We start from the raw sequence: 16,634 nt of genomic DNA on the forward strand, positions 1-16,634 counted from the left end.
CTCGGGGCACCACCGGGCCGGGGCACCACCCGGGCCCGCAGCCCCGCCGTGCCCTGCACGGCGGCGGGCTCGGGGCGGGCGTCCGCGGCCCGGGCCCGGGGTGCGTCAGGTCAGGAACGCGGCGAGGCCCGTCGCCGCGAGGACCGCTTCGACCGTCTCCTCGACCGTCTGGTCCGCGTTGTCGATCCAGACGCCCTCGTCCGAGAGTTCGGCACGCATGGCCTCGTCCAGGAAGGCCCAGTTCGTCGTCAGCTTCTTGTGGCGGGCGTTGTTGCGCTCCCAGGCCTTGTCGGGGCCGGGGGCGAGGATCACCACATGGAGCGGGACCGCCTTCGCGTGGGCGCGGTAGAAGTCCAGGTGGGAGCGGCGTACGACCACGTCGTCGAGGACCGGCAGGAAGCCCGCCGAGGCGAAGCTGTCCGCGAGCAGGCAGCCGTTGCGGGCACGCAGCAGGATCTGGCGGTCCGCCTCGGGGTCGCCGTCCGGGGTCGGCCAGTGGCAGCCCTGGACGATCAGCTCCTGGAGGTCGTCGACCTCGATGTGCGCGGAGCGGGTGAAGCGGGCCGCGAGGGCCGCCGCGACCGTCGACTTGCCACTGCCGGGGATGCCGGCGAGCAGGACGGCGCCGGGGGCGGGCTCGGGGGTGTCGACGGTGAGGTGCTCGAAGGTCATGCGTGCCTTTCCTCGCAGGTGGGACCGGATGACAGTACGAGCAGCGAGGCCCGGGCGCCAGGGATTTCCCGGCCGGTCGCGGCTGCGGCGCGGCGGGCGGCGGGGGAACGGGCGGGCGCGGCGCGCACGGTGGCGATTCCTGCGCGGGTCCTTGACCTGGCAGTTACTTTCGGGCTATCCGTGACTCCTTGGAAGTTTCCTTCAACCTTGCACGGCCGGAAGGAGCATCAGTGCACCACCGCGCCCCCGCCCCCTCCTCCCCCACTTCCGCTCCCGCGTCCCCTCCCCCTGCCTCCTCCCCCTCCCGACGCACCCTTCTCGCGGTGACCGCCGCAGCCGCCGCGGCCGCCGTCACCGGCGCCACCGCCCCCGTGGCCCACGCCCACGCGGAGACCACCGACAAGAAGCTCCGGAAGATCATCGACCGGATGTCCTTGGAGGAGAAGGTCGGCCAGCTCTTCGTGATGCGGGTGTACGGCCACTCCGCGACCGCCCCCGACCAGGCCGACATCGACGCCAACCTCTCGGAGATCGGTGTCCGCACCGCCGCCGAGCTGGTCGAGCGCTATCACGTCGGTGGCGTCATCTACTTCGCCTGGGCCCACAACACCCGCGACCCGCACCAGATCGCCGAGCTCTCCAACGGCATCCAGCAGGCCGGTCTCGCGCAGCCGACCCCGATCCCGCTGCTCATCTCCACCGACCAGGAGCACGGCATCGTCTGCCGGGTCGGCGAGCCCGCGACCCTGGTGCCCGGGGCGATGGCCCTCGGCGCGGGCGGCTCGCTCGCCGACGCCCGTAAGGCCGCGCAGATCGCGGGCGCCGAGCTCGCCGCCGTCGGCATCCGGCAGAACTACGCCCCGGTCGCGGACGTCAACGTCAACCCGGCCAACCCCGTCATCGGCGTCCGCTCCTTCGGCTCCGACCCGCGCGCGGTCGCCGGTCTGGTCGCCGCCCAGGTCAAGGGGTACCAGCGGGCCGGGGTCGCGGCCACCTCCAAGCACTTCCCGGGGCACGGCGACACCGCTGTCGACAGCCACTACGGCCTGCCGACGATCACCCACACCCGGGCACAGTGGGCCGAGCTCGACGCGCCGCCCTTCGAGTCGGCGATCGACGCCGGGATCGACTCGATCATGACCGCGCACATCGTGGTGCCCGCGCTCGACCCCAGCGAGGACCCGGCGACCCTCTCCGAGCCCATCCTCACCGGCATCCTGCGCCGGCAGCTCGGCTACGACGGCGTGGTGGTCACCGACTCGCTCGGCATGGAGGGCGTGCGCACCAAGTACGGCGACGAGCGCGTCCCGGTCCTCGCCCTGAAGGCCGGAGTGGACCAGCTGCTCAACCCGCCGAAGCTCGACGTCGCCTGGAAGGCGGTCCTGGCGGCGGTCAAGGCCGGCGAGTTGACGGAGGCCAGGCTCGACGAATCGATCCTGCGGATCCTGCGGCTCAAGGCGAAGCTGGGCCTCTTCCGGCAGCCGTACGTGACGCGGGCCGGCGTCGACCGGGTGGTCGGCACCGCCGCCCACCTCGCCCAGGCCGACCGGATCGCCGAAGCGACCACGACCCTGCTCCTCAACGAGGACGGCTTCCTGCCGCTGAGCCCCGCCGACCACGGCAGGGTCCTCGTCGTCGGCGCCGACCCGGCCTCGCCGTCCGGCTCGACGGGCCCGCCGACCACGACGCTCGCGACCGCCCTGACGGAGCTGGGATTCACCACGACCGCGCTGTCCACCGGGATCACCCCGACGGCCGCGCGGATCGAGGAGGCGGTGGCGGCGGCGGCCGGGCAGGACGTGGTCGTCGTGGGCACGTACAACGTCACCGCGACCAGTCCGCAGCGCACGCTCGTCGCACGGCTCGTCGCGAGCGGCGTGCCCGTCGTGACGATCGCGATCCGCAATCCGTACGACATCGCCCGGCTCGGCGGCCAGCGGGCGACCCTCGCCGCCTACTCCTGGACCGACGTCGAACTCCGCGCCGCGGTCCGGGTCCTGGCCGGGCGTGCCCGGCCGAAGGGACGGCTTCCCGTTCCGGTGCAGAGCGCGGTCGACCCGACGCGGGTGCTGTATCCGGTGGGCCACGGGCTGACCTACGGCTGATACGGGTACGGGTGTGCCCGGCGCTCCTCGGGAGGACCGCCGGGCACACCCGCGCGTACGGAGGGGTTACGGGCGCAGCCCGTGCTCCCGCGTCACGTCCTCGTCGACCGCCTTGTCGAGGCGGGCGTCGAAGCGCGCCAGCGGCTGCGCCGCCTGGACGGCCGGGGCGGAGACGCCGGCCCAGGCCAGGATGCGGGCGGTGGCGTTCTCCCGCTCGGCCTCGACGAGCCCGGCGACGTTCGCGCCGTGGTTCGCGCCCGGCGCGGTGTAGACGTAGCTGTCGCGCGTGCCCTTGCCGAGGTGGAACGGCTCGGCGCCCCACGGGTCGTTCTGCCCGTAGACGAAGAGCATCTTGTTCGCGTTCCTGCGGACCCAGTTGTCGACGTCCCGCATGACCTGCGGCTGGAACTTCATCGGGATCGACTTCGGCACGAAGCTGCTGGCCGGCTGGTAGCCGTAGCGGCTGAGGCCCGCGAGGTGCGGCTGCTTGATGCTGGGCGAGCCGAGCTGGGTGGCCGCCTGGTAGTAGTACGGCGTGTAGTACTCCAGGCCCTGGTCGGTGTAGGCGGCCCAGCCGGAGTAGGCGTCGATCGTCCCGTAGACGGTGTCGTCGCTCGCGGTCGCCGCGTCCGGGATCTCGGCGCAGACGTCCTCGCCGTAGTACTGCCAGAAGCCCCAGACGAAGTCGAGGACGACGGCCTCGTAGGCCTTGTCGAGGGAGCCGACCGTGTTGAAGGTGGCGCCCTCGGCCTCGGCCCACTCCTTGTACTTCTTCTGCAGCGGCTCGCGGCGGACGAGGGCCTCGCGCTGCATGTTGTTCAGGCGGTCGCGGCAGTCCTTCGTGCCGACGTTCTCGAAGAACCGGTCGTAGGCCGAGTCCTCCTTGTTCACCACGTCGTTCGGCGCGACGTACGCGACGACGCCGTCCATGTCACGCGGGTAGAAGCGCTCGTAGTACGTGGCGGTCATGCCGCCCTTCGAGCCGCCGGTGGAGAGCCAGTTCTTGCCGTAGATCTTCTTCAGCGCGGCGAAGATCCGGTGCTGGTCGCTGGCCGCCTGCCAGATGTCCAGCTTGGACCAGTCGGCCGGCTGCGGGCGCGACGGCGTGAAGAAGCGGTACTCCATGGAGATCTGGTTGCCGTCGATGATCCGCGTCGGCTCGGCGCGGCTGGGGGTGGTGCTCAGCCCGTAGCCGCTGGTGCGGAAGACGGTGGGGCGGTCCGTGTCCTTGTGCAGGACCGAGAGCCGCTGCTTGAACGTGCCCGCCCACGGACGCTTGTGGTCGATCGGCTGGACGTAGTCCAGGACGAAGTAGCGGTAGCCCGCGTAGGGCTTCTCCTCGATCAGGCTCATCCCGGGGATCGCCAGGATGCGGTCCTTGATGTCCGTGCTCTGCGAGTCGGCGACGGCGGTGGGGCTGTTGGCCTCCGTGTCCGCCGCGGTGGCCACGCCCGTGGTGCCGACAGTGCCTATGAGCACCGCGAGCGACACCAGCCCTCTGAGCGACTTGCGCATTCGTCCTCCCCTTGGTTCACAACGGTGTCGCGAACCTAGCGGGGGCAACGTGTGGACCGCCAGACCCAGTTGGTCCTTACCCTTGGACTTTCCTGTGCATCAGCAGAGGAAACGGACCGGCATCAGCACAGGATCCAGCCCGTGGACCTGCCCTGCCCGGCCACCGAACCGTAGGCGCTGACGCAGCGGTTGAGGGCGTGGACGGTGACGGGACCGGTCTGCCGGGCGAACCGTCCGGCCTTGAGGGCGGGGCGGCCGCCGCGCGGCTGGAGGGAGACGGTCATCGGACGGACGGTGCCGGGACGCTTGGCGACGGTGACGGCGCAGGCGTAGTGGCGGTTCCGGTAGAGGCGCAGCTCGCCGGTGGCGAAGCGGTAGGTCTTGGTGGGGCGGCCGTGGCAGACGGAGGCGGCCTCGGCGGTCCCGCCGCCGCCGGGGCCCGGCACGGGGAGCAGGAGCAGGGCGAGGGCGGCGAGGAGGGGGCCGAGGACCCGGGCGAGCAGCCGGCGGCGTGGCGGTGGCGGCGGTGGTGTGTGCGTCGGGTCCGTGGGCATGCGTTCCCCTCCCGGGCGAGTCGCCGTACGGACGTACGGAGATTCAGGCGTACGGGCGTACGACGCGCGAGCCACCGGAATGGTTGCTTCCGGCAGCCGGACGCGACCTGCACCGGGGCCGAGGGACTCAACCTGCGCCGGGGCCGAGGGGCCTGACCTGCGCCGGGACCCGAGGACCCCGGCCGCGCGCCCGACGGGACGGCGTGTCAGATCACTGCGAGCCGGTCCACCAGCAGCTCCACCCTCGATTCGGCGTCCTCGGGCAGCAGGCGGCCCGCCCGGGTCAGGGTCGCCAGGCCGTGCAGGGCCGCCCAGAACACCTCGGTGAACAGCCCCGGGTGGACGCCGTCGCCGGCGACCTCGGCGAGGCACTCGAGCAGGGCGGCGAAGGCGTCCTTCAGCTGCTCGGGGGTGTCCTCCCGCGCGTACGCCAGGCCGCCGTCGAGCTGGAACAGGGCGTCGTAGACCGCCGGGTTGTGCTCGGCGAAGTCGAGGTAGGCGCGGGCGAGGGCGGCGACCCGGGCGCGCGGGCCGTCCGCGGCGGAGGTCGCGGCCCGCAGCGCCACGGCCATCTCGGCGGCGCCCTCCAGGGCGACGGCGCCGATGATCTCGCGCTTGCCGCGGAAGTGGCTGTAGAGGACGGGCTGGCTGTACTCGATGCGCTCGGCGAGCCGGCGGGTGGTGACCGCGTCCCAGCCCTGCTGCTCGGCGAGTTCACGGGCCGTCGCCACGATGAGGCGCTCGCGGTCCGCCCGTTCGCGTTCCTTGCGTTCCTTTACCGACATGATTCGATCCTAGCATCGCTAGACAATCGAGCGGCAGTAGTACTAGCGTTGCCTCATCAGCTAGCAACGCTAGATCCCAGGAGGGGCCGTCATGCTCAACGCACTCGAGGTCTTCACCACCGTCGTCGTCGGCCTGATGGTGGGAGTGGAGTTCTCCGTCGCCTTCGTCATGAACCGGATCCTCGACGCGCTTCCCGAGGACAGCCGCCAGCTCGGCCACGCCCACGGCGGCCGGATGCTCGGCGCCCTGATGCCGTTCTGGTACATCGGCTCGGTCGTCCTCAGCGCGATCTGGGCCGTCGCCGGGTGGCACCACCACGGCGCCGGACTCGTCGTCACCGCCGCCGGACTGCTGATCGTCAGCGTGCTCATGTCGGTGCTCCTGCTCGTCCCGATCAACAACCGGAACAAGACCTGGACCCCCGAGAACCGGCCCGCCGACTGGGAGAAGCAGCTGCGGCGCTGGAACAGCTACCACTACGTCCGTGTCGCGGTCATCGTCGCCGCGTTCACCCTGCTGGTCGCCGCCCTCGTCTGATCCGAGCACTGCCCCGACACGCACGTGTTCGGACCGACGCATCGACGGCTTCACCAAGCCGACGAAGACCCGCAGGGAGAAGAGCAATGTCGCTGAAGAAGATCAACACCGTCCTGGCCGCCACCTTCGTCCTCTTCATCCTCTGGTTCGGGACGGAGTTCATCCTGAGCCCGGAGACGGTGGCACCGACCTTCGGCCTGCCGAGCTGGCCGTCCGGCGACGGCGGCGGCTTCCTGGTCGTCAAGGGAGTCCGCGACGTCGTCATGGCCCTGGTCCTGGGCGTCCTGCTGGTGACGGGCCACCGTCGGGCGCTGGGCTGGGCGCTGCTGGTGGAGGCCCTCGCCGCGTACGGCGACATGGCCAACGTACTGGCCCACCACGGCTCCGTGGGCACCGCGCTCGGCGTCCACGGCCTGACCGCGACACTGATGGTGGTCAACGGCCTGCTGATCCTGCGCGAGACCCTCAAGGTCGCGACCGCGACGGCAACGCCCCTCCCGCAGCCCGCCTAGGCCCTAGGCCCTAGGCGAACGTGGTGAGGACGAACAGCAGGAAGACGGCCTCCGCGCCGAGCTGGGTCCGCAGCGCCGCCCGGCGGACGTCGGCGCGCGAGGTGCTCTGCACGACCACGAAGGCCGCACCGGCGACCGCCAGGCTCGCGAGGTACAGGTAGCCCGGGGCGCCGCCACAACCCCGCCCCTTGGCGATACAGAGGGCCGCGGCCTCGGTGGCGAGGACGAGGACGCCGGCGAGCAGGGTCGCGGGGACGAGCAGCCCGGCCCAGATCAGGGACCGCTTCCGCAGCCGGGCGCCCTCCACGTCCGGCGGGGTGATCGGGACGGGCGAGGCGGCGCGGGTGCGGACGTCGGGGGTCATGCCCTCATCCAAGCCCGCGGGACGGTGGCCCGGGAATCCGTCCGGATACTCAACCGGACGGACGGCCCGTACTCACCCCCGGCCCGCACTCACTCCCGTGCTCACACCCGCTCCCTCTCCGTTTCCGCCTCGCCGATGAAGGTGCTCCACAGCGCCGCGTACCGGCCGCCCAGGGCGAGCAGTTCGTCGTGGGTCCCGTCCTCCGCGACCCGCCCGTGGTCCATCACGACCACCCGGTCGGCGCGGGCCGCCGTGGTCAGGCGGTGGGCGACGACGAGCGTCGTCCGGCGACCCGCGAGCCGGTCGGTGGCCTGGTTGACCTGGGCCTCGGTGGCGAGGTCGAGGGCCGCCGTGGCCTCGTCGAGGAGCAGGACGTCCGGGTCGACGAGCTCGGCGCGGGCGAGCGCGATGAGCTGGCGCTGCCCCGCCGAGAGGTTCCGGCCGCGCTCGGCGACCTCGTGGAGGTAGCCGCCGTCGAGCGTGGCGATCATGTCGTGGGCGCCGACCGCGCGGGCCGCCGCCTCGACCTCCGCGTCGGTCGCCTCGGGGCGGCCGTAGGCGATGGCGTCACGGACGGTCCCGGCGAAGAGGTACGCCTCCTGGGGGACGACCCCGAGCCGGTGGCGGTACGCGGTGAGGTCCAGGTCCCGCAGGTCGGTGCCGTCGGCGGTGACCCGCCCGCCCGTCGGGTCGTAGAACCGCGCGACCAGCTTGACCAGGGTCGACTTGCCGGCGCCGGTCTCGCCGACGAAGGCGACGGTCTGCCCGGCCGGGATCCGCAGGTCGATGCCTGTAAGAGCTTCTTCCTTGGAGTCGTACGCGAAGGACACGTCCTCGAAGGCGATCTCGCCGCGCAGCGACGTCACGTCCCGGGGCGCGTCGGCGGCGGCCGTCGACGTCGGCTCCTGGAGCAGCTCCTGCATCCGCTTCAGCGAGACCGCGGCCTGCTGGTAGCCGTCGAAGACCTGCGAGAGCTGCTGCACGGGGGCGAAGAACAGGTCGATGTAGAGGAGGTAGGCGACGAGCGCGCCGGTGGTGAGGGTGCCGCCGTCGATGCGGTTCGCGCCGACGATCATGACGGCCGCGGCGGCCACCGAGGACAGCAGGGTCACGAAGGGGAAGTAGATCGAGATCAGCCACTGGCCGCGGACGCGTGCCTCGCGGTACTCGTCGCTGCGGGCGGCGAAGCGCTCCGCGCCCGAGCGCTCGCGGCGGAAGGCCTGCACGATCCGCAGTCCGGTGACGGACTCCTGGAGGTCGGCGTTGACGACGCTGATCCGCTCGCGCGCCAGCTCGTACGCCCGCACGCTCGACCGGCGGAAGAAGTACGTGGCGACGGCGAGGACCGGCAGGGTCGCGAAGACGACCAGGGCGAGCTGGAGGTCGAGCACGAGCAGCGCGACCATGATCCCGAAGAAGGTCACGACCGAGACGAAGGCGGTGACCAGACCCGTCTGGAGGAAGGTGGAGAGCGCGTCCACGTCCGTGGTCATGCGGGTCATGATCCGGCCGGTGAGCTCGCGCTCGTAGTAGTCCAGGCCGAGCCGCTGGAGCTGGGCGAAGATCTTCAGACGCAGGGCGTAGAGGACCCGCTCGCCGGTGCGGCCCGTCATGCGGGTCTCGGCGGTCTGCGCGACCCACTGCACGAGCACGGTGACCAGGGCGAGCGCGGAGGCCGCCCAGACGGCGCCGACCGCGAGCCGGTTCACGCCCTCGTCGATGCCGTGGCGGATCAGGACCGGCAGCAGCAGGCCGGCGCCCGCGTCGAGCGCGACCAGGCCGAGGCTGATGAGCAGCGGGACGCCGAAGCCGCGGAGCAGCCGGCGCAGGCCGTACGTGTCCTCGGGCGAGACGGCGCGGGCCTCGTCGATCCCGGGGGTGTCGGTGGCGGGCGGCAGGGCCTCGACGGCGGCGAGCAGCTCGGGGGTGGCTCCGGGGGCCGGGCTCTCCTCGGCGGCGCCGTCCCGTACCCACAGGGCCGGGGTGATGCCCCGCTCGGCGTCGAACTCGGCGTCGAGCTCGGCCCGCAGCGTGGCGTCCTCGGGGACCTCGGCCGGGAGCACGTGGCCCGGCGAGACCGCGCCGAGCTCGTCGGGGTCGGTGAGGAGGCGGCGGTAGAGCGCGGAGCGCTCCTCCAGCTCCTCGTGGGTGCCGATGTCGGAGAGCCGCCCGTCGTCGAGGACGGCGATGCGGTCGGCGAGACCGAGGGTGGAGCGGCGGTGGGCGATGAGGAGGGTCGTACGGCCCTCCATGACCGACTTCAGGGCCTCGTGGATCTCGTGCTCGACCTTGGCGTCGACGGCGGAGGTGGCGTCGTCGAGGAGGAGGAGCCGGGGGTCGGTGAGGATCGCGCGGGCGAGGGCGACGCGCTGGCGCTGGCCGCCGGAGAGGGTGAGGCCGTGCTCGCCGACCTTGGTGTCGTACCCCTCGGGCAGCTCGGCGACGAACCGGTCGGCCTGGGCGGCGCGGGCGGCGGTCTCGATCTGCTCCTGGGTGGCGTCGGGGGCGCCGTACGCGATGTTGGCGCGGATCGTGTCGGAGAAGAGGAACGAGTCCTCCGGGACGAGTCCGATCGCGGCGCGCAGGGAGTCGAGGGTGAGCTCGCGGACGTCGTGGCCGCCGACGAGGACGGCGCCGTGGGTGACGTCGTAGAAGCGGGGCAGGAGGAGCGAGACGGTGGACTTGCCGGAGCCGGAGGCGCCGACGACGGCGACGGTCTCGCCGGAGCGGATCTCCAGGGAGAAGCCGTCGAGGACGGGACGCCCCTCGTCGTAGGCGAAGGAGACGCCGTCGAACTCGACGGTGGCCGGGGCGTCGGCCGGGAGCTCCTTCGTCCCGTCCTGGATGACCGGCTCGGTGTCGACGAGGTCGAGGACCCGCTCGACGCCCGCGCGGGCCTGCTGGCCGACGGTGAGGACCATGGCGAGCATCCGGACCGGGCCGACGAGGGACGCCAGGTAGGCGGAGAAGGCGACGAAGGTGCCGAGGGTGATCTGCCCCTTGTAGGCGAGCCAGCCGCCGAGGGCGAGGACGGCGACCTGGCCGAGGGCGGGCACGGCCTGGAGGGCGGGGGTGTACTTCGCGTTCAGCTTGATCGTCCGCAGCCGGCCGGCGAAGAGCTTGCGCCCGGCCTCGCGGATCTTGCCGGTCTCCTGGTCCTCCTGGCCGAAGCCCTTGACGACCCGGACGCCGGTCACGGCCCCGTCGACGACGCCGGCGACCACGGCGGCCTGCTGCTGCGCGTGCCAGGTGGCCGGGTGGAGGCGGGTGCGGCTGCGCTTGGCGATGAACCAGAGGGCGGGGGCGACGGCGAGCGCGACGAGGGTGAGGGGGATGGAGAGCCAGGCCATGACGGCCAGCGAGATGACGAAGAGGAGGACGTTCCCGATCGTCATCGGGAGCATGAAGAGAAGGCCCTGGATCAGCTGCAGGTCGCTCGTGGCGCGGCCGACGACCTGCCCGGTGGACAGCTCGTCCTGCCGCCGCCCGTCGAGGCGGGTGATGGTCCCGTACATGTCGGTACGGAGGTCGTGCTGCACGTCGAGGGCGAGGCGGCCGCCGTAGTAGCGGCGTACGTAGGTGAGGACGTACACGAGGACGGCGGCGCCTATGAGGAGCCCGGTCCAGACGCCGAGGTCCCGGGTCTTGGTCCCGATGACGTCGTCGATGATCACCTTGGTGACGAGCGGCACGAGGGCGAGGACGGCCATGCCGACGAGCGACGACCCCAGCGCGAGCACCACGTTGGTCTTGTAGCGCCACGCGTAGCCGGTCAGCCTGCGCGCCCAGCCCTGTTGCCGTTCGTCCGTCTGTTGTTGCCGTTCGTCCGTCTGTTTCTGCCCCGCCGCCGCCACGAGTGGCCTCCCGTTCGTCCTTCTCTACCGGAAGGCCCAACACGCCTGGGCTGCTATTTCATCCCGCCGCAACAAACCGAGCGACTGCTCGGTCCAGGGTCGCGGGGACGCCGGGCCGGGTAGGAAGCCGGGGGGCCGCCGTCCGGGCGGTGCCGCGGTCGGACCGGAAGGGGAGTTCATGGCGCGGGTCGAGGAAGGGATGCCGTACGGGTGGGGGCGGCTGTACGCGGCGTTCCACGTCCTTGAGGGGCTTGCCCGGGGCAGGACGGAGTTGGGGCTGCCGGCGAAGTTGAAGGAGACCGTCGGCCGTCCCCGGACCACGTTCGAGAGCCTCCTGGGCAAGGCGGGGATCCAGGTGCTCGCGGCCCGCGAGAAGGGCGGCGACCGGGCCCGGGCCGTCGAGACGGTCTTCGCGGACGTGGCGAAGCTGATACGCCCGGAGCCGATGATCCGGAGGGGACTGAGCCAGGCGGAGGCCGAGGAGTTCCGCCAGGGGTACGAGCACCAGCTCGGCCTGTACCGCGCCGAGTGGGAGGCGCTCGTCGTCTGAGGTCGGTGCCCCGCCTCCCCGGGGAGGCGGGGCACCGGCCCCCGGGCTCAGAGGTGCGTCGGTTCGAACATCCTCAGGAGGGCCGGGAGGACGACCACCGACGGGCCGGGGGTCGCGAGGGCCTTCGCCAGGTCGGCCGTCAGCGTCTCGGGGGTCGTCCCGGTCGCCGGGACGCCGAAGGACTCGGCGAGCGCGACGAAGTCCGGGCGGGCGAGCTCGGTGCCCGTGGTCTCGCCGAAGGCGTCCGTCATGTACTCGCGGAGGATGCCGTAGCCGCCGTCGTCGACGATCAGCCACGTCACGTCGAGGCCGTACTGCTTCGCCGCGGCCAGCTCCGCGATCGAATACATCGCGCCGCCGTCGCCGGAGACCGCGAGGACCGGCACGGACGGGTCCGCGACGGCCGCGCCGAGGGCGGCGGGGAAGGCGTAGCCGAGGCCGCCGGCGCCCTGGGCGGAGTGCATCGTGTTCGGGTGCCGGGCGTCGAAGGCCGACCACGCCCAGTACGACAGGATCGTCATGTCCCAGAAGCTCGGGGCCCGGTCCGGCAGCGCCTCGCGCACCGCCGCGACGACCCGCTGCTCCAGGCCGAGGTCCTGGGCGGCGATCCGCTCCCGGACCTTGCCCAGGACGGCCGAGACCCGCTCGGCGGCGGTCGGGTCGGTGCGCTCGCCGACCGTCTCCAGGAGGGCCTGGAGGGCGAGCCGGGCGTCCGCGTGGATGCCGAGCGCCGGGTGGTTGGACTCCAGCTTCCCGGCGTCGGCCTCGATCTGGATCACCCGGCCGCGCGGGGCGAAGGTGTGGTAGTTCGAGGAGAGCTCGCCGAGGCCCGAGCCGACGACGAGGACGACGTCGGCGTCCTCCAGGAAGTCGGTGGTGTGCCGGTCCTCCAGCCAGGACTGGAGCGAGAGCGGGTGCTCCCAGGGGAAGGCGCCCTTGCCGCCGAAGGTGGTGACGACGGGCGCGTCGATCCGCTCGGCGAGCGCGCGGAGCTTGCCGGAGGCGTCGGAGCGTACGACTCCGCCGCCGGCGATGATCACGGGCCGGGCGGCCTTCGTCAGCAGGTCGGCCGCGACGGCCGTGAGCTCGGGCCGCGGGGCGGCCTCCTCGGGTGTCGCGTCCATCGCCGTGACCACGGGCAGCAGGGTCTCCGCGAGGAGCACGTCCTGCGGGATCTCCACCCACACCGGCCCGTGCGGGGCCGTCAGCGCCGACTCCCAGGCCGCCGCGATCGCGGACGGGATCTGGGACTGCGTACGGACCGTGTGGACGGACTTCACGACGTCCCGGAAGGAGGCCTGCTGGTCGCGCAGCTCGTGCAGATAGCCGTGCCGGCCCCCGCCGAGCCCCGCCACCGGGATCTGGCTGCCGATCGCGAGCACCGGGGCCGAGGCGGCGGCCGCCTCCTGGAGCGCGGCGAGCGACATGAGCGCGCCGGGCCCGGTGGAGAGCATCAGCGGGGCCGCCTCGCCGGTGATCCGGCCGTACGCGTCGGCGGCGAAGCCCGCGTTGTTCTCGACGCGGAGTCCGACGTACCGCAGGGAGGAGCGGCGCAGGGCGTCGAACATGCCGAGCGCGTGCTGACCGGGCAGGCCGAAGACGGTGGTCGCGCCGAGGCCGGAGAGGGTCTCGACGACGAGGTCGCCGCCGGTGCGCCCGGCGGGCGGGTTCAGGGCCGCCTCGGTCTGTGCGGCGGTCGGTCGCAGGACCAGGTCGTGGTCGTGGGTCATGGACGGTCCCCTTGGGCGTGGCATGGCGTGGTCGTGCGGTGCGGCCCGGCGGCCCGGCCCGGCGGTTACGGCGTCTCTTCCGGATCCTGCCGGGCTCGCGGGGTCTGGCACGCACGCTCCCTGATCCGGCCTGATCCGGAAGAGACGCCCTGACGCCGGGCCGGAGGGGAGGTTACTTCGCCTCGCGGCTCGCCGCGATCTGACGGGACATGATCGTCGTCAGCTCGTACGCGGTGTGCGAGGCGGCGACGGCGGTGATCTCGGCGTGGTCGTAGGCCGGGGCGACCTCGACGACGTCGGCGGAGACCAGGTTGCAGGAGGAGAGGCCGCGCAGGATCTCCAGGAGCTCGCGGGAGGTCATGCCGCCGGCCTCGGGGGTGCCGGTGCCGGGCGCGTGGGCCGGGTCGAGGCAGTCGATGTCGATGGAGATGTAGAGCGGGCGGTCGCCGATGCGCTGGCGGAGCTGGTCGGCGACCTCGTCGGCGCCGCGGCGGTAGATGTCCGCCGAGGTGACGATGCCGAAGCCCATCTTCTCGTCGTCGGTGAGGTCCTGCTTGCCGTAGAGCGGGCCGCGGGTGCCGACGTGGGAGAGCGCCTCGGTGTCGAGGATGCCCTCCTCGACGGCCCGGCGGAACGGCGTGCCGTGGGTGTACTCGGCGCCGAAGTACGTGTCCCAGGTGTCGAGGTGCGCGTCGAAGTGGAGCAGGGCGACGGGGCCGTGCTTCTTGGCGACGGAGCGCAGCAGCGGCAGCGCGATGGTGTGGTCGCCGCCGAGGGTCATCATGCGGGCGCCGGTGCCGAGGATCTCGTCCGCGGCGGCCTCGATGGTCTCGACGGCCTCGTTGATGTTGAACGGGTTGGCGGCGATGTCACCGGCGTCCGCGACCTGGGCGAGGGCGAAGGGGGAGGCGTCCTGCGCCGGGTTGTAGGGGCGCAGGAGGCGGGAGGCCTCGCGGATGGCGTTGCCGCCGAAGCGGGCGCCGGGGCGGTAGGAGACACCGCTGTCGAAGGGGACGCCGACCACGGCGATGTCGGTGGTGCCGACCTCGTCCAGTCGCGGCAGCCGCGCGAACGTCGCGGGACCGGCGTACCGCGGGGTGCGGGACGAGTCGATCGGGCCGCGCGGGGTGTTCTGCTCGCTGCTGCTCATGGTCGGGTCCTCCTGGGGTGTGGGTGGGTCCGGCTCGACAGTAAGTGGCCCGAAAGCGACATTGAAGTGTACGTTCCCTCCACTGTACGGACAGCGGATGTACGAAGGGTCCACCCTGATGAGCTCGCCGAGCGCACCGACCTCACCCGACCCCGGCTCCACTCCCCCCGCGCCGCCGGTCCCGCTGGCCGCACTGCTCGCCCGCCGGGACCTCGGGCTCCGGCTGCTCACCGGTTCCGGGGACGTACCGCTGCACTGGGTGCACACCTCGGAGATGGCCGACCCGTACCCGTACCTCCTCGGCGGCGAGCTGCTCATGACGGCGGGCGTGCAGCTCACCGACCCGGCGCACTACGTGGAGCGGGTGGTGGAGGCGGGGGCCGCGGCGCTCGGCTTCGGTGTGACGCCCGTCTACGACACGGTCCCGGCGGAGCTCGTCGAGGCCTGCGCGCGGCGCGGCCTCCCGCTGGTCGAGGTCCCGCCGAGGACCCCGTTCACGGCGGTGGCGCGGGCGCTGTGGCGGCTGATGGCGGAGGCCAGGCTGCAGGAGCTGCGCCGGGTGACGGAGGCACAGCAGTCCCTCGCGGCGGCCGCCGCCCGGCCGGCCCCCGTCCCGGCGGTGCTCGGCGCCCTCGCCTCCCGCCTCGCGGGGCGGGCGGTGCTCTTCGGGGCGGACGGTACGGAGTCGACGGCGGCCGGCCGGGAGGTCCCGCCCGAGGCGGCCCGGGCCCTGCGCGAGCTCACGGGGGTGCTCGGCCCGCACCCCGGCGGGGCGCCCGCCAAAGGTCCCGCCTCGGCGAGCGGGGACGGCGGCGGGTGGCGGCTCGCGGCGTACGCGCTGGGCGGCGGGGACGGTCTGACGCTCGGGGTGGCGACGGAGCGGCGCGACCCCGGCGACCACACGATCGCGGGCGTCGCGGTGGTCCTGCTCTCGCTTCTCACGGCCCCGCACCGGGGCGCGGACGTGACGGTACGGGACGGGGCCCTGGTCCGGCTCCTCCTGGGCGCGGCCCCGGAGGACGTCGCGGCGGCGCTGGGCCCGGGGCCCTGGACGGTGGTCCACGCCCGCGGCGGCGACGGCACCCCGTTCGCGGCGACGGCGCTGGCGGCGGCCCTGGGGACCCCGCTGATGGACGCGGGGACGGGGACGGGCATGCGTACGGCTACGGGCACGCCCCCGGATACCGGCACCGGCGCGACGGACGCCGAAGGCGCACCCGGCGGAACTCCCGCGGCCGCCCCCTCCCCCGTACGCCTCCTCCTCCCCGCCTCGGCGCCCCTCACCGCCCAGCCCGGGTGGACGCTCGGGGCCGCCGCCCCCGCCCACGCCCGGGACCTCCCCGCGGCCGACGCGGAGGCCGCGCGGGCGCTGCGGCGCGCGGAGGCCTCCCGTACCCCCCTGGCCCGGCACCGCCCCGCCGGGTTCGCGGGGCTCGTGGACCCGGCGGAGGCCGCCGCGTACGCCCGCGCCCTCCTCGCCCCGCTCGCCGAGCCGCTGACCGAGACCCTGCGGGTCTGGCTCTCGCTGCACGGCAGCTGGGACCGGACGGCGGCGGCGCTGGACGTCCACCGCAACACCGTCCGGCAGCGGATCACCCGCTGTACCGCGCTCCTGGACCGGGACCTGGACGACCCGGACGTACGGATGGAGCTGTGGTTCGCCCTGCGGCTCGGCTGAGCCGCGGCCGGGTCAGTAGAGCTTGTTGACGGCGGTCTTCGTCGTGGTGCGGAAGGCGGTCAGCGGGGCGTCCTTGAAGTCACCCATCTGGCCCCAGCGGACGAGGGTGACGGTGCGGCCGTCGCGGCCGACCGAGAAGAGGTGGATGTCGGTGTTGCCGATCTGCGGGTCGGCGGTGTCCAGGCTGTAGACCCAGGCGCCCTCCTCGACGGCGAGCTTGCCGTGGGAGGCGCTGACGGCCTTCAGGCCCGGGTTCTGCCGCTCAAGCAGGGGGCCGCAGCCGGCGAGGGCCTTGCGGAGGGTGTCGACCAGCTTCACGGCGTCGGCCTCGGTGCGGGCGACGTTGGTGATCTGGACGCCGTTGGTGTCGAGCTCGGTGCTGAACTCGCGGTAGCGGCTGTTCTGCGCCGGGATCTTGTACGGGGCGCAGAGGACGCCGCCGTTCTCCGGGACGCCGGTGAAGACCTGGGTGGCGGTCCACGGCGTCGACGACTTCGGCATCTGGGAGGCGGCGAGGAAGGCGGGCTGGGCGGCTGCCTGCGCCGGGGCCGTGGCGAGGGCCGCGAGGCCCAGGGCTGCAGCGGCGGCGGTGGCGAGCGCGGTGCGGAGCTTGTTCATGGTGGTGGA

General features: G+C 73.1%; 14 protein-coding genes. 5 read left to right on the forward strand and 9 right to left on the reverse strand.

The window, feature by feature from the left end; all coding sequences use genetic code 11:
- Window positions 1-105: 105 nt before the first annotated feature.
- Window positions 106-672: an AAA family ATPase gene (locus SGA01_RS31795; protein ID WP_141300860.1), complete on the reverse strand. Its 567-nt coding sequence runs from the start codon at window positions 670-672 to the stop codon at window positions 106-108.
- 371 nt (window positions 673-1,043) lie between these two features.
- On the opposite strand from SGA01_RS31795, the gene SGA01_RS31800 reads away from it, so the two are divergent.
- Entirely contained in the window at window positions 1,044-2,777 is a 1,734-nt protein-coding gene (locus SGA01_RS31800; RefSeq protein WP_371866232.1) for a glycoside hydrolase family 3 protein, read from the forward strand.
- Window positions 2,778-2,843: 66 nt separating this feature from the next.
- Here SGA01_RS31800 and SGA01_RS31805 read toward each other — a convergent pair whose 3' ends face one another.
- The 3 genes from SGA01_RS31805 to SGA01_RS31815 form a co-directional block, all read right to left on the reverse strand.
- Window positions 2,844-4,292 carry a serine protease gene (locus SGA01_RS31805; RefSeq protein ID WP_055643367.1) on the reverse strand — a complete coding sequence of 483 codons (1,449 nt, stop codon included), beginning with the start codon at window positions 4,290-4,292 and terminating at the stop codon, window positions 2,844-2,846.
- A 122-nt stretch (window positions 4,293-4,414) separates the two neighbouring features.
- Window positions 4,415-4,846 (reverse strand): hypothetical protein, encoded by a 432-nt coding sequence (locus SGA01_RS31810; RefSeq protein WP_141300864.1) that lies wholly within the window; start codon window positions 4,844-4,846, stop codon window positions 4,415-4,417.
- 206 nt (window positions 4,847-5,052) lie between these two features.
- Window positions 5,053-5,631 (reverse strand): TetR/AcrR family transcriptional regulator, encoded by a 579-nt coding sequence (locus SGA01_RS31815; RefSeq protein ID WP_055643365.1) that lies wholly within the window; start codon window positions 5,629-5,631, stop codon window positions 5,053-5,055.
- Window positions 5,632-5,722: 91 nt separating this feature from the next.
- Between SGA01_RS31815 and SGA01_RS31820 the strand changes: the two genes are divergently transcribed.
- Complete coding sequence (locus tag SGA01_RS31820; protein WP_141300866.1) at window positions 5,723-6,169, forward strand: anthrone oxygenase family protein; 447 nt, start codon at window positions 5,723-5,725, stop codon at window positions 6,167-6,169.
- 86 nt (window positions 6,170-6,255) lie between these two features.
- Window positions 6,256-6,681 (forward strand): DUF4267 domain-containing protein, encoded by a 426-nt coding sequence (locus tag SGA01_RS31825; protein WP_141300868.1) that lies wholly within the window; start codon window positions 6,256-6,258, stop codon window positions 6,679-6,681.
- Window positions 6,682-6,691: 10 nt separating this feature from the next.
- On the opposite strand, the gene SGA01_RS31830 is transcribed toward SGA01_RS31825, so the two are convergent.
- Together SGA01_RS31830 and SGA01_RS31835 are read right to left on the reverse strand one after the other, a co-directional pair.
- The gene (locus SGA01_RS31830) at window positions 6,692-7,045 is read right to left on the reverse strand and encodes a hypothetical protein (protein WP_141300870.1); all 354 of its coding nucleotides are present in this window, start codon (window positions 7,043-7,045) and stop codon (window positions 6,692-6,694) included.
- Between the two features lie 101 nt (window positions 7,046-7,146).
- Complete coding sequence (locus SGA01_RS31835; protein WP_141300872.1) at window positions 7,147-10,899, reverse strand: ABC transporter ATP-binding protein; 3,753 nt, start codon at window positions 10,897-10,899, stop codon at window positions 7,147-7,149.
- Between the two features lie 178 nt (window positions 10,900-11,077).
- Between SGA01_RS31835 and SGA01_RS31840 the strand changes: the two genes are divergently transcribed.
- A complete protein-coding gene (locus SGA01_RS31840; protein WP_141300874.1) occupies window positions 11,078-11,449 on the forward strand; it encodes a hypothetical protein in 372 nt (123 codons plus the stop codon).
- Between the two features lie 47 nt (window positions 11,450-11,496).
- On the opposite strand, the gene SGA01_RS31845 is transcribed toward SGA01_RS31840, so the two are convergent.
- Window positions 11,497-13,179, reverse strand: a complete 1,683-nt coding sequence (locus tag SGA01_RS31845; RefSeq protein WP_141300876.1) for a thiamine pyrophosphate-binding protein — start codon at window positions 13,177-13,179, stop codon at window positions 11,497-11,499.
- Between the two features lie 172 nt (window positions 13,180-13,351).
- Window positions 13,352-14,329, reverse strand: coding sequence for an agmatinase (gene speB, locus SGA01_RS31850; RefSeq protein ID WP_055643358.1), 978 nt, complete (start codon window positions 14,327-14,329; stop codon window positions 13,352-13,354).
- Between the two features lie 118 nt (window positions 14,330-14,447).
- On the opposite strand from speB, the gene SGA01_RS31855 reads away from it, so the two are divergent.
- On the forward strand, window positions 14,448-16,007 hold the full coding sequence (locus tag SGA01_RS31855; RefSeq protein ID WP_229917513.1) for a PucR family transcriptional regulator: 1,560 nt from the start codon (window positions 14,448-14,450) through the stop codon (window positions 16,005-16,007).
- A 12-nt stretch (window positions 16,008-16,019) separates the two neighbouring features.
- Here SGA01_RS31855 and SGA01_RS31860 read toward each other — a convergent pair whose 3' ends face one another.
- Window positions 16,020-16,625: a hypothetical protein gene (locus SGA01_RS31860; RefSeq protein WP_141300880.1), complete on the reverse strand. Its 606-nt coding sequence runs from the start codon at window positions 16,623-16,625 to the stop codon at window positions 16,020-16,022.
- Window positions 16,626-16,634 lie beyond the last annotated feature (9 nt).

This window comes from Streptomyces gardneri, assembly GCF_006539185.1.
In the GTDB taxonomy this organism is placed as follows: Bacteria; Actinomycetota; Actinomycetes; order Streptomycetales; family Streptomycetaceae; genus Streptomyces; species Streptomyces gardneri.

Bases quoted from the DNA above. Each gene is read 5' to 3' on its own strand.
- SGA01_RS31840 (WP_141300874.1), top strand. From the start codon at position 11,078: ATGGCGCGGGTCGAGGAAGGGATGCCGTACGGGTGGGGGCGGCTGTAC.
- SGA01_RS31860 (WP_141300880.1), bottom strand. From the start codon at position 16,625: ATGAACAAGCTCCGCACCGCGCTCGCCACCGCCGCCGCTGCAGCCCTG.
- SGA01_RS31830 (WP_141300870.1), bottom strand. From the start codon at position 7,045: ATGACCCCCGACGTCCGCACCCGCGCCGCCTCGCCCGTCCCGATCACC.
- speB (WP_055643358.1), bottom strand. From the start codon at position 14,329: ATGAGCAGCAGCGAGCAGAACACCCCGCGCGGCCCGATCGACTCGTCC.
- SGA01_RS31810 (WP_141300864.1), bottom strand. From the start codon at position 4,846: ATGCCCACGGACCCGACGCACACACCACCGCCGCCACCGCCACGCCGC.
- SGA01_RS31815 (WP_055643365.1), bottom strand. From the start codon at position 5,631: ATGTCGGTAAAGGAACGCAAGGAACGCGAACGGGCGGACCGCGAGCGC.
- SGA01_RS31855 (WP_229917513.1), top strand. From the start codon at position 14,448: ATGAGCTCGCCGAGCGCACCGACCTCACCCGACCCCGGCTCCACTCCC.
- SGA01_RS31795 (WP_141300860.1), bottom strand. From the start codon at position 672: ATGACCTTCGAGCACCTCACCGTCGACACCCCCGAGCCCGCCCCCGGC.
- SGA01_RS31825 (WP_141300868.1), top strand. From the start codon at position 6,256: ATGTCGCTGAAGAAGATCAACACCGTCCTGGCCGCCACCTTCGTCCTC.
- SGA01_RS31805 (WP_055643367.1), bottom strand. From the start codon at position 4,292: ATGCGCAAGTCGCTCAGAGGGCTGGTGTCGCTCGCGGTGCTCATAGGC.
- SGA01_RS31820 (WP_141300866.1), top strand. From the start codon at position 5,723: ATGCTCAACGCACTCGAGGTCTTCACCACCGTCGTCGTCGGCCTGATG.
- SGA01_RS31845 (WP_141300876.1), bottom strand. From the start codon at position 13,179: ATGACCCACGACCACGACCTGGTCCTGCGACCGACCGCCGCACAGACC.